25 protein-coding genes are annotated in these 25501 nt (G+C 57.9%); 11 read left to right on the plus strand and 14 right to left on the minus strand.

What is annotated here, in order from left to right; all coding sequences use genetic code 11:
• Positions 1-58: 58 nt before the first annotated feature.
• The 3 genes from dgcA to ACRER8_RS12530 form a co-directional block, all read right to left on the minus strand.
• Positions 59-2119, minus strand: coding sequence for a dimethylglycine demethylation protein DgcA (gene dgcA / locus ACRER8_RS12520; protein WP_431746583.1), 2061 nt, complete (start codon positions 2117-2119; stop codon positions 59-61).
• 15 nt (positions 2120-2134) lie between these two features.
• The gene (locus ACRER8_RS12525) at positions 2135-2665 is read right to left on the minus strand and encodes a DUF5943 domain-containing protein (RefSeq protein WP_431746584.1); all 531 of its coding nucleotides are present in this window, start codon (positions 2663-2665) and stop codon (positions 2135-2137) included.
• Between the two features lie 216 nt (positions 2666-2881).
• Complete coding sequence (locus ACRER8_RS12530) at positions 2882-3859, minus strand: dipeptidase (protein WP_431746585.1); 978 nt, start codon at positions 3857-3859, stop codon at positions 2882-2884.
• A 228-nt stretch (positions 3860-4087) separates the two neighbouring features.
• Here ACRER8_RS12530 and ACRER8_RS12535 point away from each other — a divergent pair, with 228 nt between their 5' ends.
• On the plus strand, positions 4088-4492 hold the full coding sequence (locus tag ACRER8_RS12535; protein ID WP_431746586.1) for a lysozyme inhibitor LprI family protein: 405 nt from the start codon (positions 4088-4090) through the stop codon (positions 4490-4492).
• A gap of 48 nt (positions 4493-4540) precedes the next feature.
• Complete coding sequence (locus ACRER8_RS12540) at positions 4541-4963, plus strand: DUF3010 family protein (protein ID WP_431746587.1); 423 nt, start codon at positions 4541-4543, stop codon at positions 4961-4963.
• A 129-nt stretch (positions 4964-5092) separates the two neighbouring features.
• Here the strand turns inward: ACRER8_RS12540 and ACRER8_RS12545 are convergent, their stop codons facing one another.
• Positions 5093-6067, minus strand: coding sequence for a GlxA family transcriptional regulator (locus ACRER8_RS12545; protein WP_431746588.1), 975 nt, complete (start codon positions 6065-6067; stop codon positions 5093-5095).
• Positions 6068-6835: 768 nt separating this feature from the next.
• Positions 6836-7384 carry a hypothetical protein gene (locus ACRER8_RS12550; RefSeq protein WP_431746589.1) on the minus strand — a complete coding sequence of 183 codons (549 nt, stop codon included), beginning with the start codon at positions 7382-7384 and terminating at the stop codon, positions 6836-6838.
• Between the two features lie 280 nt (positions 7385-7664).
• Between ACRER8_RS12550 and ACRER8_RS12555 the strand changes: the two genes are divergently transcribed.
• The 3 genes from ACRER8_RS12555 to ACRER8_RS12565 all read left to right on the plus strand — a co-directional run bounded on the left by ACRER8_RS12555 (position 7665) and on the right by ACRER8_RS12565 (position 10296).
• A complete protein-coding gene (locus ACRER8_RS12555) occupies positions 7665-8552 on the plus strand; it encodes a 3-keto-5-aminohexanoate cleavage protein (RefSeq protein ID WP_431746590.1) in 888 nt (295 codons plus the stop codon).
• A 136-nt stretch (positions 8553-8688) separates the two neighbouring features.
• The gene (locus ACRER8_RS12560) at positions 8689-9654 is read left to right on the plus strand and encodes an L-carnitine dehydrogenase (RefSeq protein WP_431746591.1); all 966 of its coding nucleotides are present in this window, start codon (positions 8689-8691) and stop codon (positions 9652-9654) included.
• Positions 9655-9819: 165 nt separating this feature from the next.
• Positions 9820-10296, plus strand: a complete 477-nt coding sequence (locus tag ACRER8_RS12565) for a thioesterase family protein (protein WP_431746592.1) — start codon at positions 9820-9822, stop codon at positions 10294-10296.
• Positions 10297-10448: 152 nt separating this feature from the next.
• Here the strand turns inward: ACRER8_RS12565 and fba are convergent, their stop codons facing one another.
• From fba to tkt, 6 genes are all read right to left on the minus strand, one after another.
• A complete protein-coding gene (gene fba, locus ACRER8_RS12570; protein ID WP_093468420.1) occupies positions 10449-11513 on the minus strand; it encodes a class II fructose-bisphosphate aldolase in 1065 nt (354 codons plus the stop codon).
• 124 nt (positions 11514-11637) lie between these two features.
• The gene (locus tag ACRER8_RS12575; RefSeq protein WP_431746593.1) at positions 11638-11961 is read right to left on the minus strand and encodes an MliC family protein; all 324 of its coding nucleotides are present in this window, start codon (positions 11959-11961) and stop codon (positions 11638-11640) included.
• Positions 11962-12061: 100 nt separating this feature from the next.
• Positions 12062-12289 (minus strand): hypothetical protein, encoded by a 228-nt coding sequence (locus ACRER8_RS12580; protein WP_431746594.1) that lies wholly within the window; start codon positions 12287-12289, stop codon positions 12062-12064.
• A 26-nt stretch (positions 12290-12315) separates the two neighbouring features.
• Complete coding sequence (locus tag ACRER8_RS12585) at positions 12316-13479, minus strand: phosphoglycerate kinase (protein WP_431746595.1); 1164 nt, start codon at positions 13477-13479, stop codon at positions 12316-12318.
• Between the two features lie 17 nt (positions 13480-13496).
• Positions 13497-14546, minus strand: a complete 1050-nt coding sequence (gene epd / locus ACRER8_RS12590) for an erythrose-4-phosphate dehydrogenase (protein WP_431746596.1) — start codon at positions 14544-14546, stop codon at positions 13497-13499.
• A 133-nt stretch (positions 14547-14679) separates the two neighbouring features.
• Positions 14680-16677 carry a transketolase gene (tkt, locus tag ACRER8_RS12595; RefSeq protein ID WP_431746597.1) on the minus strand — a complete coding sequence of 666 codons (1998 nt, stop codon included), beginning with the start codon at positions 16675-16677 and terminating at the stop codon, positions 14680-14682.
• On the opposite strand from tkt, the gene ACRER8_RS12600 reads away from it, so the two are divergent.
• Genes ACRER8_RS12600 through metK form a run of 3 tightly spaced genes read left to right on the plus strand, consistent with a single transcriptional unit; the run spans position 16671 to position 19142 of the window.
• Entirely contained in the window at positions 16671-16889 is a 219-nt protein-coding gene (locus ACRER8_RS12600) for a hypothetical protein (protein WP_431746598.1), read from the plus strand. The two genes, tkt and ACRER8_RS12600, sit on opposite strands and share 7 nt — an antisense overlap.
• Positions 16890-16935: 46 nt before the next feature.
• Positions 16936-17931, plus strand: a complete 996-nt coding sequence (locus tag ACRER8_RS12605) for an ArsR/SmtB family transcription factor (RefSeq protein ID WP_431746599.1) — start codon at positions 16936-16938, stop codon at positions 17929-17931.
• A 20-nt stretch (positions 17932-17951) separates the two neighbouring features.
• On the plus strand, positions 17952-19142 hold the full coding sequence (gene metK, locus ACRER8_RS12610; RefSeq protein WP_431746600.1) for a methionine adenosyltransferase: 1191 nt from the start codon (positions 17952-17954) through the stop codon (positions 19140-19142).
• A gap of 207 nt (positions 19143-19349) precedes the next feature.
• On the opposite strand, the gene ACRER8_RS12615 is transcribed toward metK, so the two are convergent.
• Positions 19350-19970, minus strand: coding sequence for a LysE family translocator (locus ACRER8_RS12615; protein WP_431746601.1), 621 nt, complete (start codon positions 19968-19970; stop codon positions 19350-19352).
• 193 nt (positions 19971-20163) lie between these two features.
• On the opposite strand from ACRER8_RS12615, the gene ligB reads away from it, so the two are divergent.
• Positions 20164-21849, plus strand: a complete 1686-nt coding sequence (gene ligB, locus ACRER8_RS12620; RefSeq protein WP_431746602.1) for an NAD-dependent DNA ligase LigB — start codon at positions 20164-20166, stop codon at positions 21847-21849.
• 62 nt (positions 21850-21911) lie between these two features.
• Positions 21912-22331, plus strand: coding sequence for a DUF1090 domain-containing protein (locus ACRER8_RS12625; protein WP_431746603.1), 420 nt, complete (start codon positions 21912-21914; stop codon positions 22329-22331).
• A 197-nt stretch (positions 22332-22528) separates the two neighbouring features.
• Here the strand turns inward: ACRER8_RS12625 and ACRER8_RS12630 are convergent, their stop codons facing one another.
• On the minus strand, positions 22529-22915 hold the full coding sequence (locus tag ACRER8_RS12630) for an MAPEG family protein (protein WP_431746604.1): 387 nt from the start codon (positions 22913-22915) through the stop codon (positions 22529-22531).
• Between the two features lie 297 nt (positions 22916-23212).
• Between ACRER8_RS12630 and ACRER8_RS12635 the strand changes: the two genes are divergently transcribed.
• Complete coding sequence (locus ACRER8_RS12635; RefSeq protein ID WP_431746605.1) at positions 23213-24034, plus strand: DeoR/GlpR family DNA-binding transcription regulator; 822 nt, start codon at positions 23213-23215, stop codon at positions 24032-24034.
• A 269-nt stretch (positions 24035-24303) separates the two neighbouring features.
• On the opposite strand, the gene ACRER8_RS12640 is transcribed toward ACRER8_RS12635, so the two are convergent.
• On the minus strand, positions 24304-24897 hold the full coding sequence (locus ACRER8_RS12640; protein ID WP_431746606.1) for a hypothetical protein: 594 nt from the start codon (positions 24895-24897) through the stop codon (positions 24304-24306).
• Between the last annotated feature and the right edge of the window lie 604 nt (positions 24898-25501).

A 25501-nucleotide genomic window follows, 5' to 3' on the forward strand; every position in this document is an offset into this window, starting at 1 on the left:
ATCCGTGACTGCGGGTTATCGTTGTTCGCCAGCAAGCCGGCCCTACAAGAGAGTCAGGTCAAAAATCTTTGCAGAGCCGCAGTGCGTCATAGATGGCGGCGTGCGTATTACGTTGCGCCACGCAGTCACCTATGCGGAACAGCAGGTATCCATCACCCGGTTGGCTCAACGACGGCTGGGGCTGGATGGCGAACAGGGCGTCGATGTCGATCTGACCCTTGTTGCGCGAATCTGCCTTCAGGCCGTAGTACAGCGCTTCGTCAGGTCGCACGCCGTTCTCGATCACTACTTGGTCGACCACCCGCTCCTCTTTGGCGCCGGTGTATTCGTTTTCCAGCACCGCCACCAGTTTGTCGCCTTCGCGGTAGACCTTCTCCAGCATCATGTCGCCGGTCATGATCACTTCTTTCGGGTACATGCTGCGGTAGTAAGTCGGGAACGACGTACCACCAATGGCCACGCCCGGCTTGATGTCGTCGGTAACGATCTCGACCTGGCTGCCCTTGTCGGCAATAAAGTCGGCAACCGACATCCCGGTGAATTCGCAGATGGTGTCATAGACCAACACGTTTTTGCCCGGCGCTACCTTGCCGTCAAGCACATCCCAGCTGCTGACCACCAGACCTTCGGCCGCGCCCCAGTGCTCGTTCTGCTCCAGGAACGGGTGACCGCCGACGGCCAGGACAACCACATCGGGACGCAGGTCCATGATGGTCGGGATGTCCGCTGCAGTGCCCAGGCGCAGATCGACCTTCAACCGCGCCAGCTCCAACTGATACCAGCGAGTGATACCGGCGATCTGGTCGCGTTGCGGTGCCTTGGACGCTGTAACGATCTGCCCGCCGATGAATTCCTTTTTCTCGAACAGGGTCACGTCGTGGCCACGTTCGGCAGACACCCGCGCGGCTTCCATCCCCGCAGGGCCGGCACCAACGATCACCACCTTGCGCTTCACGCCGGTGGTTTTCTCGATAATGTGCGGCACGCCCATGTATTCACGGGAGGTCGCGGCGTTCTGGATGCACAGCACGTCCAGGCCCTGATACTGGCGGTCGATGCAGTAGTTGGCACCGACGCACTGACGGATCTGGTCGACCTGCCCCATCTTGATCTTGGCGATCAAATGCGGATCGGCAATGTGCGCGCGAGTCATCCCGACCATGTCGACGTAACCGCCTTCCAGAATACGGGTCGCCTGGTTCGGGTCCTTGATGTTCTGCGCGTGCAGCACCGGCGCCTTGACCACTTCCTTGATACCGGCGGCCAGGTGCAGGAACGGCTCCGGTGGATAACTCATGTTGGGGATAACGTTGGCCAGGGTGTTGTGGGTGTCGCAACCCGAACCCACGACACCGATAAAGTCGATCATGCCGGTCTGGTCGTAATACTTGGCGATCTCCTTCATGTCTTCATGGCTGAGACCGTCCGGGTGAAACTCGTCGCCACAGATACGCAGGCCCACACAGAAGTCAGGCCCCACTTCCTTGCGCACGGCCTTGATCACTTCCAGACCGAAACGCATGCGGTTCTCGAAACTGCCGCCCCACTCGTCAGTACGCTTGTTGACCCGCGGGCTCCAGAACTGGTCGATCATGTGCTGATGCACCGCCGACAACTCGACGCCGTCCAGGCCGCCCGCTTTTGCACGTGCCGCGGCGCTGGCGTAGTTGCCGATCACGCGCCAGATCTCTTCTGGCTCGATGGTCTTGCAGGTCGCGCGGTGTACTGGCTCGCGGATACCCGATGGCGACATCAGCGTCGGCCAATGATCGCCGTCCCAGCGGGAGCGACGGCCCATATGGGTAATCTGAATCATGATTTTGGCGCCGTGCTTGTGCATGGCGTCAGCGAGATTCTGGAAATGCGGGATGATCTTGTCGGTCGCAAGGTTCACCGACTTCCACCAGCCTTGCGGGCTGTCAATCGCCACGCTTGAAGAGCCACCACAAATGGCCAGACCGATGCCGCCCTTGGCTTTCTCCTCGTAGTACTTCACGTAACGGTCGGTGGTCATGCCACCGTCGGTAGCGTAGACCTCGGCGTGCGCGGTACTGAGGACGCGGTTGCGAATAGTGAGTTTGCCAATCTGAATCGGCTGGAACATTGCTTCGAAAGCCATGACGATATCTCCGACTTACAACGGCTTCACAACGAACAGGCCGTCGTCGTGGCCTTCTTCCGATCCGCCATAAACCTGCTCGGCCACGGTGCGAACGGCACTGCCTTTGGCCGCGAGAATCTGGTCCATTGCACCAGCGAACCAGCCGGTGAACATGTAATCGACCTTGCGGCCGACCTTGCCGTACACGTACACAAAGGCCGAATGCTCGAGCTTGACGCTGGCGGTGCCTTTATCCAGGTCGATTTCCTGGATCTTGAACAGACCCCAACCGCGCTGCGACAGGCGATTCATGTAGTGCTCGAATACCGCAACGCCTTCGATACCGTGGCATTCGGCCTCTTTCTCGCACCAGTGCCAGGCGGATTTGTAGCCAGCCTTGTAGAGAATCTCGGCATAGGCTTCGGCGCCCAGCACTTCTTCGATACCCATGTGGTTGTTGACGAAGAAATGACGAGGTACGTACAGCATTGGCAGGGCGTCGGAGGTCCAGACACCGGTCTCGCTGTCGACTTCGATTGGCAATTGCGGGGCGATCTTGGCCATGGAAACTTAACTCCAGAAAATTCGTTTCATTGAGAACAAAGCCCTGGGCTTTGCTTTTTTAAGATGTTTGCCGGTGGTTTCAGAGCCGTAGCGAGCAAGGCCAAGCGCAAGCAAGGACCGGAGCGAAAGGTGAGCTAGTACTTCATGTACAGCGATCCTTTCGCGAGGACCTGACGCGGCTATTGGCCTGCGCAGTAAGCTCTGGAGCCAACCAACTCATTCGCCCCAGACGTCGCCAAGGATGCGAACCCAGTTCTCGCCCATGATCTTGCGCACGACGCGCTCGGGGTGGCCGCGCTTGAGAAGGGTTTCGGTCAAGTTCGGAAACTCGCCGACGGTGCGGATGCCCAGCGGGTTGATGATCTTGCCGAAGCTGGTCAGACGGCGGGCGTAGCCCTTGTCGTGGGTCAGGTATTCGAAGAACTCCTGGCCATGACCCTGGGTGAAGTCGGTGCCGATACCGATGGCGTCTTCGCCGACGATGTTCATCACGTACTCAATGGCTTCGGCGTAGTCGTCGATGGTCGAATCGATGCCCTTGGCCAGAAACGGCGCGAACATGGTCACGCCGACGAAGCCGCCATGATCGGCAATGAACTTCAGTTCCGCGTCGGATTTGTTGCGTGGATGTTCTTTCAAACCTGAAGGCAGGCAGTGGGAATAGGTCACTGGCTTCTTCGATTCGAGGATGACCTCTTCGGACGTTTTGGAGCCTACGTGGGACAAGTCGCACATGACGCCAACGCGGTTCATTTCCGCGACGATTTCACGACCGAAGCCAGACAGGCCACCGTCGCGCTCGTAGCAACCGGTGCCGACCAGGTTCTGGGTGTTGTAGCACATCTGCACGATGCCGACGCCCAGCTGCTTGAAGATCTCGACGTAGCCGATCTGGTCTTCGAAAGCGTGCGCATTCTGGAAGCCGAACAGGATGCCGGTCTTGCCCAGCTCCTTGGCTTTGCGGATGTCGGCGGTGTTGCGTACCTGAATCACCAGATCGCTGTTTTCGCGAATCAGTTTCTGGCTGGAGGCGATGCTATTGACGGTCTGCTGAAAACCTTCCCACACCGAAACAGTGCAGTTGGCCATGGTCAGGCCACCCTTGCGCATGTCCTCGAACAGCTCACGGTTCCATTTGGCGATGATCAGCCCGTCAATAACGATGCTGTCGGCGTGCAATTCGGCTGGGCTCATCAGGCTGTCCCCTTTAGGTTAATCCCGCGCCGGAACGTCTGCCGGCGCTTTGGGGCCAGCATATGCCGGAGGGTCGAGTGAGCCGGGTGCAAAAACGACAGGGGAATTGCCGAAAGCGTCAAGAAACGACAAAGGGCGACCGCAAGCGTCTGCTGCCTGCATTTGATAACTGTTCTTTGCCGCGCGCTTGGGCGAGAATTCCCCGCATCACTGAATCGGAAAACCCCAATGAAGACGATTTTTCTGGCTCTGGCTCTATTCGCGACAGGCGCACACGCAGCGGCAAACCCCGACGCCACCCCGTGCGACGGCGTGGACGAAGACAAGCAGACCCTGGAATGCTCCGTGTACAGCCGCGACACAGCGTTGAAGCTGCTGGATGAGAACTTCGACAACCTGCAGGAGCGCGTCAATACCCAGTTCGGCGCCAACAAGGTCCAGGCCAACGAGTTCATCGCCAAGCTGAAAACCGCCCAGGATGCCTGGAAAAAACTGCGCGACGCCGACTGCGCCGTGGAAGTTTTCCCAGCCAGGCCCGGCACCAAAGAGTTCAACATCGGCCAGAACGACTGCCTTGCGCGCATGAGCGATGAGCGCTCGGAGTATCTGGACAGCATCGCGCAATCTGAATAGCCGCCGAATGCGCTACCCTGACCGCCTTTACCAGCTCAAGGTATGCACATGAACATCTGCGGCGTAGAAATCAAAGGCAGCGAAGCCATATTCGCTGTCGCCACTCGCGCGTCCGGCGCCCTCGAACACCTGCCGCTGTCGGTCAAGAAGATCGCGCTGGAGGACGATGACGAAGCAAGCAACGTCAAAGCCTTCGCCCAACAGATCGCCACATTCGTCCGCGAAAACGGCATCGCCCACATCGCCATCAAGAAGCGCAGCAAAAAAGGCGAATTCGCCGGCGGCCCCACCACTTTCAAGATCGAAACGGTTTTTCAGTTACTGGAAGATTGCGAAGTCATGCTGCTCTCGCCCCAGACCATCAACGCCCAGATGAAAAAGCACGATTTCGAACTGCCTGCGGCGCTGAACAAGTATCAGCATGAGGCGTACAAGGCGGCGTGCTCGGCATTGATGAAGGGCGGTAAATAATACTCCGGGCAATCGCACAAGCTTGTGAGAGCGATTCATTCGCGAGGCATATGTGAAGTAGACATACATGTGTCGCCTGAACCATTTTCACGAATAAATTCGCTCCCACAGAAGACTGCATGTTTCACACTATTTAGCGTCTGACAGCACCACCTTCGGCTCCCGCGCCACCCGCCCCCTATCCTCCCGCGGGCACATCCCATGCCGCGCCTTGTAACTGCGGGTGAAATACGATGGCGATTCGAACCCGCAGGCGATGCTCACTTCCATGACGCTCATGTCGCTCTGGCGCAGCAGTTGCCTGGCTTTCTCAAGTCGCAGACCAAGGTAAAAGTTGCTTGGCGTGTCGTTCAGGTGCAAACGAAACAGGCGCTCCAGCTGGCGGCGCGTCACTTGAATTCCTTCTGCCAGTTCGAGTGTGCTCAAGGGCGGCTCGGTGTGTTGCTCCATCACGCCGATCACCTGCACCAGTTTCTTGTTGTTAATGCCGTAGCGCGTGGCGATCTGCATACGCTGGTGATCTTTGCGCTGGCGGATGCGGCCGAGCACGAATTGCTCGGAGACCTTGATTGCCAGATCCGGGCCGTGGGTCTGGCCGATGAGGTCGAGCATCAGGTCGATCGAGGCTGTGCCGCCTGCCGAGCTGATGCGCCGGCGATCGATTTCGAACAGTTCCTGGGTCGCTTGCAGGCTGGGATAGGTTTCCTTGAATGCATCCAGCGCCTCCCAATGCAGGGTCAGGCGATAGCTTTCCAGCAGACCGGCTTCGGCGAGGACGAAGCTGCCGGTGTCGATCGCGCCCAGGGTCACGCCTTCAAGGTCGAGACGCCGTAGCCAGTGTTCCAGGGCGGAGGTGTAAAACTTCAGCGGCTCGACGCTGGCCATGACGCACAGCGTCGCGCCTTTTTTCAGCGGCTCAAGCGCGGCATCGGCGTTGACCGACATGCCGTTGCTGGCAATCACCGACCCGCCATCGATGCTCAGTACATGCCAGCGATACAGCTCGCCGCCAAAACGATTCGCCACCCGCAGCGGTTCGATTGCCGAGACGAAACCCATCATCGAAAAACCGGGCATGAGCAGAAAGTAGAAATCCTGAGACATGACAAAAGCTCGGTGGAATGGCAACGCTGTCAGAGCAGCACCGTGCAAGCGTGGCCGGTGAACGATGCGCGCTATGGTAAACCAGCGGCGGCGACTGAGCGATTGATGAGTAGCGATGCGTCGTTATTAGAATAATGACTGCCTGATTCAGTTGTGTTGGAAATGGCAGTGTTACATTTCTTTGGTTGACGCCAAACTCGAAAGCTCATTACGTGAAACGTGCGGGTCACCCAACGGCCATGAATTAGGATGTGTCTACTTATATGCCAAATTGCAATTCTAAAAGGCACCTGCACAACTGCATTTTTTGCAACCGTTACCATAATCAGGCACCGGTCTGACGGAGTTATTTATCATGAAAAAAATAAAATTTGTTGGCAGTCTTCGCTTTTGCGCTAAGCATGCAAGTCCAAGCTGGTTGCCTGGTCACCAACCACGCATATTCGGTAGCAGTACCGGCATTATCAGACAACCCCATCTCGGATTTATACGTAATACGGAGTGGCTCTAACTGTCGCAACAGTCTTCAGGTATCGGTCAGGGATAGGGGAATTGCTCCGAACACTACTATCATTGTCGAACGACAATCTGGATCGTCCTGGACGCCAATCTTTAAAGTTAGAGGCGGTATACATAATGAGTTTGTCGCCCCTGGAACCTACCGGGTGACATTCCAAAAAATCACACCAACTCGGTCAAAGTATATTCAGGATCGGTAAGGATCGTCCGCTGATGAATCATGGCGCCTGCGTCGCAGGCGCGTTTGATCTAGGCTCGCTCGCTCAGTGAAAGCCCACCTTTCAACGACGTCGAGTAATAAGTGAGGGCCGCTAAAACATGATTGGCCGCTTTGATTGCTTCGCCCATCTCTTTGAAAGCTTTGGACGAATACATGGGAGCAGTATTCTCCAATTCCTTGTGCTCTTCATATCGCTGGTGAAACAGCGCCACTGCATTGAACTTTACATCGCGCCCTATTGAGTTCCCCATACGATCAAAGTGTGAATTTCCGGCGCCAAACAAGACCATTAGATCGCTATTGATCAAGCCGAAATCCAATAACTTCCGACCTAGTTCCGCAAGCTGCTTTGTATTGATGGAAGTCATGTCCAATGACTGTGTCAGCGCTTTCAGCTCATCCTTAAAATCGATACCTGCCCCGACCAAGATGGCATCCGCATTTGTTTGGTTCTTGACAGTGAACTCATTTTCGATTTCATGCGGCTTTTTAACGGTATAAATGCTCGCATGGCTCTCTGCCACGATTGCGCCCCTTATTACATTCAAGCTAATCGCAGCACCGATATTGAACGCCATTGCTATCTCCTTATAAGAACATTCCTATATGTGATATCGACAGGGATTGGTTTGAGCTGGAGGCCTGTTGCGGCCATATGGCAGGCTAAATCAGCCATGAACGTGTTGGTCCTCACAAATATTCAACCTTGAAACCGGAGCAAGACCGGGCAGGTCGCCGCTGTGCAAGAGCCTGTCGCCGCTGTGCGCTTTGAGCGCATCCGGGCTGCGTAGCTTTGCACCTCAAAAGCGGGCAGTAAAAGCCCGACACCAAACGACTGGCCTGCAAGGAACCTCACACATGAATCACGACGTCATCATCACCTGCGCACTCACCGGTGCTGGCGACACGACCGGGAAAAGTCATCTGGTCCCGATCACCCCCAAACAAATCGCCGCCGCTGCCGTCGAGGCCGCCAAGGCGGGCGCAACGGTCGTGCATTGCCATGTGCGTGATCCACAAACCGGCAAGTTCAGCCGTGACGTCGAGCTGTATCGCGAAACCATGGACCGTATTCGCGAGGCCGACATCGACATCATCGTCAACCTGACGGCGGGCATGGGTGGCGATCTGGAAATCGGTCCGGGTGAGCGTCCGACCGATTTCGGTCCGGCGACTGATCTGGTGGGGCCGTTGACTCGTTTGGCGCACGTTGAGGCGCTGCTGCCGGAAATCTGCACGCTGGATTGCGGCACCCTGAACTTCGGCGACGGCGACACCATTTATGTGTCCACTCCAGCGCAACTGCGCGCGGGCGCCAGGCGGATTCAGGAGCTGGGGGTGAAGGCCGAGCTGGAAATCTTCGACACCGGCCACCTGTGGTTCGCCAAGCAAATGATGAAAGAAGGCCTGTTGGATAACCCGCTGTTCCAGCTATGTCTGGGCATCCCGTGGGGCGCTCCCGCCGACACCACGTCCATGAAGGCCATGGTCGACAACCTGCCGGCGGACGTGGTCTGGGCCGGTTTCGGCATCGGCCGCATGCAAATGCCGATGGCGGCGCAGGCGGTGCTGCTCGGCGGCAACGTTCGCGTAGGGCTGGAAGACAACATCTGGCTGGACAAAGGCGTACTGGCGAGCAACGGCGCGCTGGTCGAGCGTGCCAGCGAAATCCTCAGCCGCATGGGCGCGCGGGTCATGACCCCAGCCGAAGGCCGCGTGAAGATGGGGCTGAAAAAGCGTTTCTGATCACATTCCTGTGGAGCGAATTCATTCGCGATGAGGCTTACCAGGCGATAAATATCTGGCGCCTGTGCCTGCCTCTCGCGCATGAATTCGCTCCCACGGCTGACCTCATCGCCCACACATTGTTTAGGACATTTCCATGACCTTCATCACCGAAATCAAAACCTTCGCCGCGCTGGGTAGCGGTGTCATCGGCAGCGGCTGGGTTGCCCGCGCCCTCGCCCATGGGCTGGATGTCGTGGCCTGGGATCCGGCGCCCGGTGCCGAAGCCGCACTGCGCAAGCGCGTCGCCAACGCCTGGCCCGCCCTTGAGCAGAAAGGCCTGGCCGCTGGCGCCTCTCAGGATCGCCTGCGTTTCGTCGCCACCGTCGAAGAGTGCGTGCGCGATGCTGACTTCATCCAGGAAAGCGCCCCGGAGCGTCTGGACCTGAAACTGGACCTGCACAGCAAGATCAGCGCTGCAGCCAAACCCACCGCAATCATTGCCTCAAGCACCTCGGGCCTGCTGCCTTCGGAGTTCTACGAAAGTGCGATTCACCCGGAGCGTTGCGTGGTCGGCCACCCGTTCAACCCGGTGTACCTGTTGCCACTGGTGGAGGTGGTCGGCGGCAAGAACACCGCGCCGCAAGCCATTCAGGCGGCAATCAAAGTGTATGAATCACTGGGCATGCGCCCGCTGCATGTGCGCAAGGAGGTGCCAGGCTTCATCGCCGACCGTTTGCTCGAAGCGCTGTGGCGTGAGGCGCTGCATCTGGTCAACGATGGCGTGGCGACCACTGGCGAAATCGACGATGCGATCCGCTTCGGTGCAGGTTTGCGCTGGTCGTTCATGGGCACCTTTTTGACATACACATTGGCGGGCGGTGATGCCGGCATGCGGCATTTCATGGCGCAGTTCGGTCCGGCGTTGCAACTGCCTTGGACCTACCTGCCTGCGCCCGAGCTGACCGACAAGCTTATCGACGATGTAGTTGAAGGCACCAGCGATCAGCTGGGCAGTCACAGCATCTCGGCGCTGGAACGTTATCGCGACGATTGCCTGCTGGCGGTGCTGGAAGCGGTGAAGACCACAAAGGCCAGGCATGGAATGGCGTTTGAGGATTGACCTGGACTTGATTAAAGGACGCAAAACCGGTGGAAGCGAATTTATTCGCGATGCGGCTGCGCAACGATGAATCTTCATTGACTGCAACTAGCCTCTCGCGAATGAATTCGCTCCCACAGGGGCTCGCATCCAACCCACCGTTCCGCAGCCTTTCTGGATCTTCGTATGCCCGCCCTGATCACCTACAAAACCCCCGTCATCGCCGATTGGGTCGACTACAACGGCCATCTTCGCGATGCGTTCTATCTGTTGATCTTCAGTTACGCCACCGACGCCTTCATGGACCACATCGGCCTGACCAGCGACGCCCGTGACGCTACTGGCAACTCGCTGTTTACTCTGGAAGCCCACATCAACTACCTGCATGAGGTGAAGCTCGGCGAGGAAGTTGAGGTACGCACCCAGATCGTTGCTCATGACCGCAAGCGGGTGCAGCTTTATCACAGCTTGTACAAAGCGGGCGGCGATGAGGAACTGGCGGCCAGCGATCAGATGTTATTGCATGTCGACCTGGCTGCCGGACCGAAATCCGCGCCTTTCAGTGAGCACTCGCTGGAAGCGCTATGCTCACTCACTGAGGCGCAAAGCGATCAGCCAGCACCTGCTTACGTGGGTCGAACCATCGGCCTATCCGGCAAATAGAACACCTGTGGCAGTCCGGCTGCCGGCGGTAGAATCTTGAACCCGTCACTGCCGGCAAACCGGACTGCTACAGAACGAACGACGGACGACGTCCACAAAAAAAGCCCGCATCGCTGCGGGCTTTTTCATGTCGATTACCGATCAATTCACGATCAGTTGACCTTGGCGTTCAACTCGCCTTTGGCATAACGCTCGAACATCTTCTCCAGGGAGATCGGTTTGATCTTGGAGGCGTTGCCAGCGGTGCCGAAGGCTTCGTAGCGGGCAATGCAGACGTCGCGCATGGCCGATACGGTTTTCGCCAAGTATTTACGTGGGTCGAACTCGCTCGGGTTCTTAGCCATGAACTCACGAATGGCACCGGTGGACGCCAGACGCAGGTCGGTGTCGATGTTGACCTTGCGCACGCCGTGCTTGATGCCTTCGACGATTTCTTCGACCGGCACACCATAGGTTTCTTTGATGTCGCCACCGAACTCGTTGATGATTTTCAGCCACTCCTGAGGAACGGACGAAGAGCCGTGCATCACCAAGTGAGTGTTCGGAATGCGCTTGTGGATTTCTTTGATGCGCTCGATCGCCAGGATGTCGCCGGTAGGCGGCTTGGTGAATTTGTAAGCGCCGTGGCTGGTACCGATGGCGATGGCCAAGGCATCGACCTGGGTCTTCTTGACGAAGTCGGCCGCTTCTTCCGGATCGGTCAGCATCTGGCTGTGATCCAGTTGACCTTCTGCGCCAACGCCGTCTTCTTCGCCAGCCATGCCGGTTTCCAGCGATCCCAGAACACCCAGCTCACCTTCAACCGAAACGCCGCAAGCATGAGCCATGGCAACGGTTTCCTGGGTCACGCGTACGTTGTACTCGTAGTCAGCAGGGCTTTTGCCGTCTTCGCGCAGCGAGCCGTCCATCATTACCGAGCTGAAGCCCAGCTGGATCGAACGTTGGCAGATGGCAGGGCTGGTGCCGTGGTCCTGGTGCATGACCACCGGGATATGCGGGAATTCTTCGATCGCCGCCAGGATCAGGTGGCGCAGGAACGGGGCGCCTGCGTATTTACGCGCGCCGGCCGAAGCCTGAACGATCACCGGGGAATCGGTCTTGTCGGCCGCTTCCATAATGGCGCGCATCTGTTCCAGGTTGTTCACGTTGAATGCAGGAACGCCATAGCCGAATTCGGCGGCGTGGTCCAACATCTGGCGCATGCTGATAAGTGCCATTGTCTGTCTCTCTCCCGGTAGGGTCGTTAATCGCGTGTGCCTGCCGTATCGGCGGCTATTCAAATTATAGGGGCGTATTACTCGGTCACCGCCCGGTGTTGCATCGATCGGATTACTCAGCCCATCAAGGCGCCTTGCAGCCGCGACCGATCAAATCGTTGGTAGCGTCCCAGTAGACCAGGCCTTCGCTGCCCTTGTTGTCGAATGCCAGCACGCCGTTGCTGTACAACGCACCTGAAGCGCCCGGCGCGGCCTGCAGACGGAATACCTGCTCGCTCTGATTCAAGCGTACGTCGACCTCTTTCTTCGCTGGATCAGCGTAGCGCCAATAAATCTCCGCCTTGCTGTCGCAGACCCAATGGGTCCAGGGCGCAACCGGTTCAGACGACTTCATGCTGGCACAACCGCCCAGCAGCATCAGTGTCGCAAGGGCAATCAAGCCTTTCATTACCACTCCTGGATCCCCTGCGAAGCGCGATGTCTGTTGGCCGCATCGATACCCAGGGGCAGTTATGTTTCAGATGTTCCCGTGCGCTGGCAGTTCAGATTCAGCGACAGGCTACCGGCCCGACAGCGGGCATGAACTCGTATTTTTCCCAGACTTCAGGACCGCCGCGCTTGTAAACGATCGGTACGGTTTCAGCCTGCCAGCCGGCCTGATAGCAACTGACCTGAAGCTGTTCCGGCGCATTGCTCAGCGCCGTCTGGGCTTCAGGCTTGCTTGCGCAGCCGACCAGCAAACCCGCCATGATCAACAGCGGTAATGGCTTGACCATCTCATTCCCCTTCACCATGGCCTGAATCAGGCCTTGGCGCGTTGTTCCAGAATTTCCACGGCCGGCAGCACCTTGCCCTCGACGAATTCGAGGAATGCGCCGCCACCGGTGGAAATGTAGGAAATTTGATCCTTCACGTCGTATTTATCGATTGCAGCCAGCGTATCGCCACCGCCCGCGATGGAGAACGCCGGGCTTTCGGCGATCGCTTTAGCCAGGGTCTTGGTGCCCTCGCCAAACTGATCGAACTCGAACACGCCTACTGGACCGTTCCAGAGAATAGTCTTGGAAGATTTCAACAAGTCGGCGAATTGGGCCGCGGTTTTTGGGCCAATGTCGAGGATCATGTCGTCGTCGGCCACGTCGGCGATCAGTTTCACGGTCGCTTCGGCGTTGGCATCAAACTGCTTGGCGACCACCACATCAACCGGCAATGGCACGCTGACTTTGTCTGCGATGGCGCGCGCGGTGTCCAGCAGGTCTGGCTCGTACAATGATTTGCCAACCTTGTGACCTGCAGCCGCGAGGAATGTGTTGGCGATGCCGCCGCCGACTATCAATTGATCGCATTTCTCGCTAAGGCTGTTGAGCACGTCCAGTTTGGTGGAAACCTTGGAGCCGGCGACGATGGCGGCCATTGGCTTGGTCGGGTTGCCCAGCGCCTTGCCCAGGGCCTCTAGCTCGGCGGCCAGCAGAGGGCCTGCCGCAGCGACTTTGGCGAATTTGGCAACACCGTGGGTCGAGCCTTCGGCGCGGTGAGCAGTGCCGAACGCGTCCATAATGAAGACGTCGCACAGGGCAGCGTATTTCTGCGCCAGGTCGTCGGCGTTCTTCTTCTCGCCCTTGTTGAAGCGCACGTTTTCGAACAGCACGATGTCGCCAGCCTTTACGTCCACGCCGTCCAGATACTCGGCAACCAGCGGCACTTCACGACCCAGAGCCTTGCTCAGATAGGCGGCGACGGGCTTGAGGCTGTTCTCGGCGGAAAATTCGCCCTCGGTCGGACGACCCAGGTGCGAACAGACCATGACGGCTGCGCCCTTTTCCAGCGCCAGCTTGATGGTCGGCAGCGAAGCAACAATACGTGCATCGCTGGTGACCACACCGTCCTTGACCGGGACGTTGAGGTCTTCGCGGATCAGTACACGCTTACCTTGCAGGTCGAGGTCGGTCATCTTCAACACGGTCATGAGGCGTTCCCTGTTTATTACTGTTGTTTATGGATGCTGTGCAGATAATGTTCGGCGACATCCAGCATTCGATTGGCAAAACCCCATTCGTTGTCGAACCAGGCCAGGACGTTGACCAGTCGCGGCCCGGAAACCCGTGTCTGGCTGGCATCGATGATGGCCGAATGTGGGTCGTGATTGAAATCACAGCTGGCGTGCGGCAATTCGGTATAAGCCAACAGCCCCTTGAGCGGGCCGTCGGTGGCAGCCGCGCGCAGGATACGGTTGATCTCTACCGCATTGGTATCGCGTGCTACCTGCAGCGTGATGTCCAGGCATGAGACGTTCACCGTCGGCACTCGAACAGCTTTGGCCTGAATTCGGCCGGCAAGTTCCGGAAGCAGCCGCTCGATGCCCCGCGCCAGACCAGTGGACACCGGGATGATCGATTGGAAAGCCGAGCGCGTACGACGCAGATCTTCATGATGATAGGCGTCAATCACCGGTTGGTCGTTCATCGCCGAGTGAATCGTGGTGATGGTGACGTATTCCAGCCCAAGCTCCCGGTTCAGCAAGTCCAGCAACGGCACGCTGCAGTTGGTCGTGCAGGACGCCGCCGAGACCAGAAGCTCATCGCCGGTCAGTGTCTGCTGGTTGATGCCGTAGACGATGGTGGCGTCGACATCCGCCTCGCTGGCCATCGGCTGGGAGAACAGCACCCGCGGCGCCCTGGCGGACAGGAAGCGCTCGCCATCGGCGCGAGAGTGATAGACGCCGGAGCATTCGAGCACCAGATCGACGTCCAGCGCGCCCCAGTCGATGCCTTCCGGCGTCGCGCTGCGGAACACTTTGATGACGTGATCGTTGATGTGCAGAAAATCGCCTTCGACCCGCACTTCACCGGGAAACCGACCATGTGTGGAATCAAAGCGCGTCAGGTATTCGAGACTGGCCATATCAGCCAGATCGTTGATCGCCACTACTTCAAAGCCCGCCTTCGCGCCTCGCTCGCACAGCGCGCGCAGCACGCAGCGACCGATACGACCGTAACCATTGAGGGCGACTTTATAGGGGCGTGACTGAGGCATTAGGGGTTCTCGGTTTTGGATGACACAAAGAACCTGTAGGAGCCGGCATGCCGGCGAACGCGAGGTTCCAGCTCAAAATCGTGGCTGATACCCGCGCTCGCCAGCATGCCGGCTCCTACAGTTAGAGCGGCTTTTAGTCTTCCAGCAACTCTTCAGCCGTGGAGATGATGTTCTCCAGCGTGAAGCCAAACTCTTCGAACAGCAGGTTCGCGGGGGCCGACTCACCAAAGGTGGTCATGCCGATCACGCGGCCTTCCAGGCCGACATACTTGTACCAGTAGTCGGCATGAGCGGCCTCGATGGCGATGCGCGCGCTGACTTCCAGTGGCAGAACCGACTGTTTGTACAGCGCGTCCTGAGCTTCGAAGACGCTGGTGCATGGCATGGATACCACACGCACGTTCTTGCCTTCAGCCGTAAGCTTGTCGAACGCCTGAACGGCCAGCCCGACTTCGGAGCCGGTTGCGATCAGGATCAGATCCGGCTCGCCGTTGCAGTCGCGCAACACGTAGCCGCCACGGTTGATGTTCTCCAGCTGCAGCGCATCACGCGCCTGATGCTGCAGGTTCTGGCGGGAGAAGATCAGCGCGGACGGGCCGTCGTTACGCTCGATGGCGTGCTTCCAGGCTACCGCGGATTCCACCGCATCGGCTGGACGCCAGGTGTCCAGATTCGGCGTGGTGCGCAGACTGGTCAGTTGCTCGATCGGCTGGTGGGTCGGACCGTCTTCGCCCAGACCGATGGAGTCATGTGTGAATACATAAATGACACGTTTCTTCATCAGCGAGGACATGCGCACCGCGTTGCGCGCGTACTCCATGAAGATCAGGAACGTCGCGCCGTAAGGCACGAAACCGCCGTGCAGGGCGATACCGTTCATGATTGCGCCCATACCGAACTCACGCACACCATAGTGCAGGTAGTTACCGCTGGCATCGTCACCGAAGATGCTCTTGCAGCCTTTCCAGATGGTCAGGTTGGAGCCGGCCAGGTCAGCCGAGCCGCCGAGGAATTCAGGCAACAGCGGGCCAAAGGCACTGAGTGCGTTCTGGCTGGCCTTACGGCTGGCGATGGTCTCGCCCTTGGCGTTGACTTCGGCGACATAAGCGGCGGATTTTTCCGCGAAGTCAGCTGGCAGCTCGCCACTCATGCGGCGGATAAGCTCATTGGCAAGCTCAGGAAATGCTGCGGAGTAGGCTGCGAAACGCTGATCCCATTCGGCTTCGGCTGCGAGGCCTTTTTCCTTGCCGTCCCATTCCTTATAGATATCGGCCGGAATTTCGAAAGGACCGTGAGTCCACTTCAGCGCGGCGCGGGTCAGGGCGATCTCGTCGTTGCCCAATGGAGCGCCGTGGCACTCTTCCTTGCCCTGCTTGTTCGGCGAACCGAAACCGATGGTGGTCTTGCAGCAGATCAGGGTCGGCTTATCGCTCTTGTGAGCGGTGTCGATGGCAGTCTTGATCTCTTCGGCGTCGTGCCCGTCGACATTGCGAATCACCAGCCAGCCGTAGGCCTCGAAGCGTTTCGGCGTGTCGTCGGTGAACCAGCCTTCGACTTCGCCGTCGATGGAGATGCCGTTGTCGTCGTAGAAAGCCACCAGCTTGTTCAGCTGCAGGGTGCCAGCAAGCGAAGCGACTTCGTGGGAAATGCCTTCCATCATGCAGCCATCACCCATGAATACATAGGTGTGGTGGTCAACGATGTCATGGCCTGGGCGGTTGAACTGTGCAGCCAGGGTCTTCTCGGCGACAGCGAAACCGACTGCGTTGGCAAAACCCTGACCCAGCGGGCCGGTGGTGGTTTCAACGCCCGGGGTGTAACCGTATTCAGGGTGGCCCGGCGTGCGGCTGTGCAGTTGGCGGAAGTTTTTCAGGTCGTCGATCGACAGGTCGTAACCGGTCAGGTGCAGCAGCGAGTAGATCAGCATCGAGCCGTGGCCGTTGGACAGGATGAACCGGTCGCGATCGGCGAACAGCGGGTTGCTCGGGTTGTGCTTCAGATAGTCACGCCAAAGGACTTCAGCGATATCCGCCATGCCCATCGGGGCACCGGGGTGGCCGCTGTTGGCCTTTTGCACGGCATCCATGCTGAGTGCACGAATGGCATTGGCACGCTCACGACGGCTTGGCATCGCTGATCTCCTGGGGCAGAAAGAAGTGGTATCTGAAAAAGGCCGCCATTTTCCCTCAGGCACTGCTTCGGGGCAATGACAGATCACGCCCCATCGCGTTTTTCCTGCGCGATAGACGTTTTTTCGTACAACGCAGTGGAGCTGCGCCTGAAAACGGCAAAATAGCGACGCCGTTCAGCCGGCAGCCATCAAGCAATATCAAAACTTTTTGATATTGGTCTTGCGGCGAACCCGGGCGATAACTAGACTGCCAATCCTATGAATCTACGCGCGCCCGCCCTCGAGCACGATCAAAGCGACGAACTGGCTGCCTTGTGCAAGGCCGGTGGCGACCCGCTGCGACTGAATGTGTTGCGCGCCTTGTCGAACGACTCGTTCGGCGTGCTGGAGCTGGCGCAAATCTTCGCCATCGGTCAGTCGGGCATGAGTCACCATCTCAAAGTGCTGGCCCAGGCGGATCTGGTCGCCACGCGCCGCGAAGGCAACGCGATCTTTTATCGTCGCGCGCTGCCCCACACTGAACAGGTTGGCGGCAGACTCCACGCGGCATTGCTCGAAGAGGTCGACGGTCTCTGTCTGCCAGAAGATGTCCAAGCGCGAATCGGCTTGGTACACCGCCAGCGCGCCAATGCCAGTCAGGACTTTTTCGCACGTACCGCGGAAAAATTTCGCGCCCAGCAGGACCTGATCGCAGGACTGCCCCAGTACCGCGATAGCCTGTTGTCGCTGCTGGACAAACTAAGCTTCGCTGCCGACGCCACAGCCGTGGAAGTCGGACCCGGGGATGGCGGTTTTCTGCCAGACCTGGCGCGGCGTTTTCGGCATGTCACGGGGCTGGACAACAGCCCGGCCATGCTCGATCTGGCGCGCAATATCTGTAAGCAGAAGGCGCTGGACAACGTAGAGCTGAAACTGGCCGATGCGCTGTCCGACGCTAACGTTTTCGGGGACTGCGTCGTCTTGAATATGGTGCTTCATCATTTTGCGGCACCGGCCGAAGCACTCAAACAGCTGGCCAACCTGCTGAAACCGGGCGCAAGCCTGCTGGTGACAGAGTTGTGCAGCCATGACCAGAGCTGGGCCAGGGAGGCCTGTGGCGATCTCTGGTTAGGGTTCGAACAGGAAGATCTGGCCCGTTGGGCCATCGCTGCGGGGCTGGTCCCCGGGGAAAGCCTGTATGTAGGCTTACGTAATGGTTTCCAGATCCAGGTTCGCCATTTTCAGCGACCGGCTGGCGACACTCACCATCGGTAACACTCAGGAAAACCGTCGAGATGAGCGAATACTCCCTTTTCACCTCCGAGTCCGTGTCCGAAGGGCATCCGGACAAAATCGCCGACCAGATCTCCGATGCAGTGCTGGACGCCATCATTGCTCAGGACAAACACGCGCGCGTAGCCGTGGAAACCCTGGTCAAGACCGGCGTTGCGATCGTGGCTGGCGAAGTCACCACCAGCGCGTGGGTCGACCTGGAGCAGATCGTTCGTGACGTGATCAGCGGCATCGGCTACACCAGCTCCGACGTCGGCTTCGACGGCGCGACCTGCAGCGTGATGAACATCATCGGCAAGCAGTCCCCGGACATCAACCAGGGTGTCGACCGCGCCAAGCCTGAAGATCAGGGCGCTGGCGACCAAGGCCTAATGTTCGGCTACGCCAGCAACGAAACCCCTGCGTTGATGCCTGCGCCGATCGCGTTCTCGCACCAGCTGGTGCACCGCCAGGCCGAAGTGCGTAAGTCGGGCCTGCTGCCCTGGTTGCGCCCGGATGCTAAATCCCAGGTCACTTGCCGCTATGAAAACGGCATCGTTGTCGGTATCGACGCAATCGTTCTGTCGACTCAGCATAACCCGGACGTTTCCTACGCCGACCTGCGCGATGGCGTGATGGAGCTGATCGTCAAGCACGTGCTACCAGCCGAACTGCTGCACAAGGACACTCAGTTCCACATCAACCCGACTGGCCAGTTCATCATCGGCGGCCCGGTAGGCGACTGCGGCCTGACCGGGCGCAAGATCATCGTCGACAGCTACGGCGGCATGGCCCGTCATGGTGGCGGCGCGTTCTCCGGTAAAGACCCGTCCAAGGTAGACCGTTCGGCTGCGTATGCCGGCCGTTACGTTGCCAAGAACATCGTCGCCGCAGGCTTGGCCGAGCGCTGCGAGATTCAGGTGTCTTACGCCATCGGCGTCGCACAGCCTACATCGATCTCGCTGAACACCTTCGGCACCGGCAAGATCAGCGACGACAAGATTGTCCAACTGGTCCGCGAGCACTTCGACCTGCGTCCGTACGCGATTACCAAAATGCTCGACCTGCTGCACCCGATGTACCAGGAAACCGCAGCCTACGGCCATTTCGGCCGCACGCCGCAAACCAAGACTGTGGGCGACGACACCTTCACCACGTTCACCTGGGAAAAAACCGACCGCGCCGATGCGCTGCGCGCAGCTGCCGGTTTGTAATACACGCTGATCCCAAGCGCTTAGCAAAAGCCCCCGGCGATGAAAATCGTCGGGGGCTTTTTGTTTGGTTGTCTGCCGGCCGCCTCGCGCGCTTTATCGTCCCGTTTAGTCCTTGGCCGGATCTGTAGCAGCCCGGCTTTCCGGCGACGGCGCGCTCCTGATCGCTGCCGCTGGCAAGCCATGCTGCTACGAGTTGCGTTACCCACCTTAAGCCCGCCGTGCCACCAACAGAAACGACGCAGCGCTTGCCAGCAGCGCCGCGCACACCCGATTGAACAATCGCTTGCCGCTCGATCTGGCGAACAGTCGGCGGGCGTGGATGCCTATGTAGCAATACAGGCCAATGGCGATGCATTCCAGGGCCAGAAACATCGCACCCAGTTGTGCGAACTGGCTGAGGGCGGCGCCGGAGTGATCAACGAACTGTGGCAGGAAGGCGGTAAACAGCAGGATTGCCTTGGGGTTGCCGATGGCGACCAGAAATTCCTGACGCGCCAGTCGGCCCAGTCCGACCTGCGCTGAATTCTCGTCTACATCGCTATCAGCCTGGGCGCGCCACAGTTGCACGGCCAGGTAGAACAGATATGCCGCACCGACGATCTTGATCCCATGAAACAACCACTCCGAGGTGTGCAGTACGGCGGTCAATCCCACTGCCGCCAGTGCGATCATGATCGTGAAGGCGAGCAGACGCCCCAAGCCGCCACTGCACGCAACTGCGAATCCATAACGCGAGGCGTTGCTGATCGATAGCAGATTGTTGGGGCCGGGGGCCATATTCAGGGCGAAACAGGCGGGGATGAAAACGGCAAGGGTCGACAGCTCCATGATGGTTGTCCTTTATTAGCGCTGGAGTGACACATCATTTTGCACTCGCGGCAAATCCGCTCAAGACACAGCTGAGCAGCGAATCTGCACCCGACTGTACTACCCGCTGAAAAAGCCGGTAACCGGAACAAGCGGGAAGCCCCGCGCCCACGCCGCTAGCCTTGCTGGCCTCACTCCAGGCAAGGACGCTTCGATGCTGCCTCTCTCACGCTTCTTCATCTGTGTGTTGTTCGCCCTCTGCTTCACTTCCGCCCGCGCCGGAAGCTGTCCTGAATGGCCTCCGGCGAAAGCCAGGAGCGAGATTCTTGCACTGCAACAGCAGATCGACCGATGGAACGACAGCTATCACCGACAGGGGATTTCGCTAGTAGCTGACGAGCTTTATGACCAATCCTTAACTCGCCTAGCGCAGTTGCGTGACTGTTTCGCTAGTTCTCCTTCATACAACGGCAACCCGCTGAAGACCGCCGCCGGGACCCACGTCCATCCCGTGCCCCATACCGGAATCAACAAGCTGGCAGACGAATCCGCCGTGCAAGGCTGGCTCAAGGGTCGCGACGATCTTTGGATTCAGCCGAAAGTGGACGGGGTTGCGGTCACGCTCGTTTATAAGGATGGCAAGTTGATCAAGGCGATCAGCAGGGGCGACGGGATCAGCGGGCATGACTGGACGGCTCATGCTCGACTGATCGAAGCCATCCCCGCTCAGATTGCGTGGCAAGAGGCTCTGGTGCTGCAAGGCGAGCTGTACTGGAAGCTGGACGGCCACGTGCAGTCGCAAGCGGGCAGCCTCAATGCACGTAGCAAGGTCGCGGGCTTGATGGCCCGAAACGCACTCACACGCGCGGAAGGAGCACAGATCGGTCTTTTCGTGTGGGATTGGCCGCATGGGCCTGTAGGCATGCGCGAACGTCTGGCAAGTCTCGGATCGCTGGGATTCGAAGACAGCCTGCGCTTTAGCGAACCTTTTAGGGATTTTGCTCAAGCCAGGAAATGGCGCGAGCGCTGGTACAGAAATCCGCTACCGTTTGCCACCGACGGCGTGGTGTTGCGTCAGGGTGAGCGACCTTCGGCTGAGCGCTGGCAAGCGAAAGCACCGTACTGGATCGCCGCGTGGAAATACCCGTTTGCCCAAGTGCTGGGAGAAGTGCGCAAGGTGAATTTCAACGTGGGCCGCAGCGGGAAAATCACTCCGGTGCTGGACATCGAGCCGGTGCAGTTGGATGACCGTACGATTAGCCGGGTCAGTGTGGGATCGCTCAAACGCTGGCAGGCGCTGGACATTCGTCCCGGCGACCAGGTGGGGATCAGTCTGGCCGGGCTGACCATTCCGCGACTCGATGAAGTTGTGACACGAAGTGTCGACCGGGTGCCGTTGACTGTCCCGAATGCTGCAGACTACCACCCGCTCAGTTGCTGGCAGTCGACCGAAGGCTGTGAGGGTCAGTTCCGTGAGCGGCTGAAATGGCTCAGCGGCAAGAAAGGCCTGGCGCTTGGCGGTGTAGGACCGGGCACTTGGGACAAGCTGATCAACGCCGGTGTGATGGACGGTTTATTGGCCTGGATGCGGCTGGACGGCGCGCAACTGCGCAATATTCCCGGCCTCGGTGAGCTGAGCAGCGCTAAACTGTTGAAGAGTTTTCACGGAGCGCGCGAACAATCGTTCGAAACCTGGCTCAAAGCCCTCGGTTTACCGCCCGCCGCAGGTGCGGACCTGGGTAATTCCTGGTCGGCGCTGGCGGCTCGCAGTATCGATCAATGGCAAGCCGAGCGCGGAATTGGCCCCGGTCGTGCGAAGCAATTGGTCGCATTTTTTCATGACCCGCAGGTGCAAGCGCTCAGCAGACAGTTGCGGGAGGAAGGCATCAAGGGTTTTTAGTCATTTTGGCCGCGGACAACGCATATCGACGATCCGCGGATCTGTATTTTTAAGGAGTTTCCATGAAGTTCTCATCACCATTGATGGTGTTTACCGCGTTGGGCCTGTTGGCGGCCCCTGCATTCGCCGCCGAACAAGCACCTGCCCTGAGCGGTTGTGCGGCCAAGCAACAGGCCATCACTACGCAGATCGAAGAGGCCAAGGCCGCCGGTAACAGCTATAAGCAGGCGGGGCTGGAAAAAGCATTGAGCGAAGTGAACGCCAACTGCACCGATGCCGGCCTGCTCAAGGAGCAGGAAAAGAAAGTGCTCGACGCCAAGCGCGAAGTCAGCACACGTCAGGCCGATCTGGACAAGGCCATGAAAAAGGGCGACCCGGACAAGATCAACAAACGCAAAGACAAGCTGGCCGAGTCGCGTGAGGAACTGAAGCAGGCGCAGGAAAAACTGGAAGATTTGCAATCGGTCGAAGATAACGAATGATGTTCTGTAGCAGCCCGGCTTGCCGGCGATGGCGCATTTGAAATCGCCACCGCCGGCCGGCCGGACTGCTACATGACCGTCGAAGGTCTCGAAACCCCTTGTGGCACACATCGCACGCATCTTCGAATGCATGGCGACTGGACTGAAAAAGTGGCGGCCAGTCCTATGAGCACCATGAAATCAGGGCGGTACGCCGATCAGACTGAGACGCCAAACAAGGCAACCACCAGCGCCAGATCGATGAACCACACCAGCGAGCGCAACGCGGCCAGATCCGCCAGATAGAAGATGATGTAAAGCAGGCGACTGGTGACGAACAACACCGCTAGCACATCAATGGTCACCAACTGTGCAACACCGGCGACGTGAGCGATGATCACCCCGGCGGCGAAACCCGGAATCGCTTCGAAGCTGTTCTGCTGCGCGGCATGGGCGCGACGCGGCAAGCCTTCGAGCTTGTCGAGAAAGTCTCGCGGGTTGTGGTTTTGCCGGGCACCGAATTTGCCGCTGCTGAACTTGGCAATCGACGTGCACACCAGCGGCAACAGAATCACGATTAACACGCACCAGAAGGCAACGGTCATTTGCATCATCCTTTTGAATGTTTGAGCTTCATCCGAAGCAGTCCAGATAGTACCTGCCACAGCTAAGAGCGGCGGCCAAGGGAAAGGTTCTTTGGCGGTAGCGCATGCACGGCATGCATTTCGCCATCTCGGCAAAATCGCCAGTTTCGCCAGCCGCCGCTGAGAATAATGGATTTCCCAGGTCGCAATACATCAACCTGATGTTCCGGCGCCGATTTTTCTCATAGCTGCCACAACGCGAACGATTGGCTAAGATGCCCGTCATCACGGCCGCGTGCCAATGCCCCAGGAGCCTGAATGTCCAGCGAAGAAGACGCCACCGTCAGTGGTGCAGCGCCCATGATTCCCGATCAGCGCAGGGAGTTGATGCTGCGCCAGTTGCGTAAGCATCAAGTGCTGAGCGTGCATCAACTGATGGAGATGTTCGACTGCTCGCACATGACCATCCGCCGTGATATCGCCTTGCTTGAGCAGAGTGGCCGCGCCTATTCAGTGACCGGTGGCGTGCGCATCGCCAGTCAGGTGCATAGCGAGCCCAGTCATCAATCCAAGGCGGTGATCGAGTTACCGCACAAGCAAGCCATGGCAAAACTGGCTGCTGGCTTGCTGCATCCGGAGATGACGGTTTATCTGGACGCAGGGACCAGCACGCTGGAAATCGTGCCGCACATCGTCGCGCTATCCGGGATGACTGTAGTGACCAACGACTTCGGCGTGGCCAATGCGCTGGCTGATGCAACCCACGTGGATGTGATTCACACCGGCGGTTTGCTGGATCACCCCAACCGCTCCTGCGTTGGCGGTCTGGCGGCGGCGACATTGCGCCAGTTGGCTACGGATGTAGCGTTCATGTCGACCAGTTCGTGGGATCTGCAGCGCGGCATCACCACCCCATCGGCGCTGAAGGTCGAGGTCAAACAGGCCGCGATGCAAGCGGCGTCACGCAGCGTACTGCTGACCACCAGCTCCAAGTACGGCACGTTTGGCATGTACAAGGTGGCGGGGCTTGAGCAGTTCGATACGATCATCAGCGATGATGGCCTGGCGCAGGCCGCGGCTGAGAGCATTCGGGCGCTTGGGGTGGATGTGATGTTGGCTTCGGTTGAGAAACAGCGCTGAGGGTGAAGAGATGATAGCCTGCGCGAGTTTGCCTGAAGCTATTCGGGAATGCTCTCAGAGCTGCAATACAACCTCACAAGTGAGATCAGCCAGGGTGAGGGGCCAAAACAAACGCCCTATGCAAAGCATCGGGCGTTTTGCAGTATATACCTGAGTTCGCGCTTGGGGGTTTAACCACAGGGAGTTCAAGACGTCGCGACCGGGGCCGACTGAAAAATATTTCACGTAACTTCAATGTCAAATCAGCAAGGCCTTTGTCCGGACATCCATCAGATTTTTTTTCCTAGTATCTCGTTCAGCTTATTAGTCTCTCCTTCAGACAAGTTTAACTTCTTGATTTTCTCCTCAGAAAAGTTTAGCCTCGTGAACTCTTGCTTAAAAAATTCTCGATCATAGGTTTCAACATCAAAATCAGCCAAGAGTTTTTTAAAAAAAACTCCTTCTTGTTTTATCAGTTTGTCCTGTTGGGACTTCTTTTGACCATTTTCCGACGCCCCGGAAATCACACCCAAATCACATATTGTTTCGGGCCCTTCTTCGAACTGACCACTGAGTCCTTCATTCACTCCAACATAAAACTCCACTTTTTCATTGGGTGCTCTTTCACCTTCGCCCTCGACTTTGAAGGTATTCTCTGATCCTCCTTTGAGCGGAAAATCCAGATGCGTATACTTTCCCGAAACGCCCCCATGGCCGATTCGGACAGTGTTGACAAATATCTCCTTCTCCCTGTTTAAAGCGCAGGTACCTTTGAGCGTGCCGGAAAATTTATAGCCTGAACTCCCTACCGGCTCCACAACTCCTGTGAAATGAGCTGCTGACCCGACAGGGGTTTTCTCTAATTTCAATTCGATAGCAGGCATAACGATAATCTCCTTATTAAGGTTGCTCCAACTGACCGCACTCTGCAGTCAGCCACACATTTAATATTGAGTCAGAAATTGAAAAGGTCAAGGTAGAGGCAATACATAACAAACTCCTCCGACCAACGGCTCCCTCAAAAAACGCGCCTCACATTATGCGAACAAATAGTGTCGCTCATTCTTTGAGCCCTAGTTCAGCCAAAGACTTGGAGAATCAGACACAAGAAGGCTCCAACCCACGCTATAAAGTGCTAATAAATAGTTATTAGAAATAAGACCCTCGCACTTTATAACCATCTTTATTTCTACAATTCGAAATTAGATATCCAAACGCTATTCGAATAAGCCTATTCAGTACAACGTTCCACAGCGCTTGCTCACTGACGTGCTCCTTTCCGCATATAACAATTTGAATAGGCTTAAAGATGGAATGGCTCAATGTGCGCAACCAATCACTCCGGGCTGATCGACGCGGTGCCGGCCTGGCCGCGGCGTCTGAACGCAATCGGGTGCAAGGAGTGGAATGCTTTGGCCTCGGTGGCTTACTCATCTGCTCCCTGACCCGCCGCAGAAATTGTAGGAGCCGGCTTGCTGGCGAATGCGG

This window comes from Pseudomonas sp., assembly GCF_050739935.1.
GTDB lineage: Bacteria > Pseudomonadota > Gammaproteobacteria > Pseudomonadales > Pseudomonadaceae > Aquipseudomonas.